The sequence below is a fragment of the Thiolapillus sp. genome, from assembly GCF_048562965.1.
Lineage (GTDB): Bacteria > Pseudomonadota > Gammaproteobacteria > Chromatiales > Chromatiaceae > Thiolapillus > Thiolapillus brandeum_A.
Map to the genome: position 1 here is coordinate 1 of NZ_JBHNMF010000977.1, position 1,052 is coordinate 1,052.

The 1,052-nt window shown below is 55.1% G+C and carries 1 protein-coding gene; it reads right to left on the reverse strand.

Annotated elements, in window-relative coordinates; translation table 11 throughout:
* Positions 1-132: 132 nt before the first annotated feature.
* A complete protein-coding gene (locus ACOCD2_RS21610; RefSeq protein ID WP_419626091.1) occupies positions 133-816 on the reverse strand; it encodes a hypothetical protein in 684 nt (227 codons plus the stop codon).
* Between the last annotated feature and the right edge of the window lie 236 nt (positions 817-1,052).

Here is a 1,052-nt window from a genome sequence, read left to right on the forward strand (position 1 = left end):
TGGGCATCGAGCAGCGAAGTGATCAGCACTTCGACCTCGCCACTCTCCAGCTCCACTCGGATCAGGCGCGCCTGCAACGGCTCGGTGGGCAGATAGCCCTCGCGACACTGCCGCGCACTGGGCGTCAGGGCGTCAGGGCGTCAGGGAGACGATACGCTCCTTGACGCCATCATGCACAAAAGCCTGGACTTCAGAATGAAAATTCTGCCGCACCCGAGCACAGTAATGTCGTTGCTCCACCGCATGAAAGGCAAACAGCCAAAAGGCCGGGTAGCCTCTGTCATAAAGGAACAGGTCGTCCGGCTGAGAAAACAGCAGGTACTCACTGGCCAGCTCACGCTCACCGGTCGCATACGGCACCATGTCCGCCTGAATGGTTTGCCCATTCAGCACATCATGGAGTCGGGAGAAGCGTGCCAGGGGCACACCACTGCCACGCGGCTTACCAAAATAATCCGCAATGGCCGGAGTATTGGGCAATCGAGCGGTAGAGCCATCCACCGCCAGTACACGAAACCCTTGCCAACGCCGCAGTGCAATCTGCTCATTGGCCGAATCTAACAGGGCATCGTTCAATCGAACCAGCGCTTCGGGCTTGAGCTTTTTCCGGGCACGGCAGAAAGCCGCTTCCGATACCGGCGCACCGGCCAGCGGGTCACCGGTGATCGTTTCAAAAAATGGGTCGGGTTCGTCCCGATGGGTTCCCTTGCGCAGATTAAGCAGCAAGGTGACCAACTGAGGCAATGGCAAGGCACGATGACGGGTGAAATCCTGCTCGGAGCACCGTGCCTTCTGAAGAAAGGCCGCTGAAGCCAATATTTCTCTTATGGGCGCATAGATGTTCTTAAATGATCTTCTCCAGTGTGGTGCGATCAGTGGTGGAAAAAGCGGGGGTCGAAGTCATTTGAGGCTCCTTGATGTGCTGTTGAGTTGGCTCTTCTCCGCTTTGATGAGTGAGCAGAATGTACAATAAATTGCTAATTATTTGAATATGAACAATTTAATCCAGGTAGAACGGGGCTGTATGATTTGCTCCATCAACATCTGGCTCA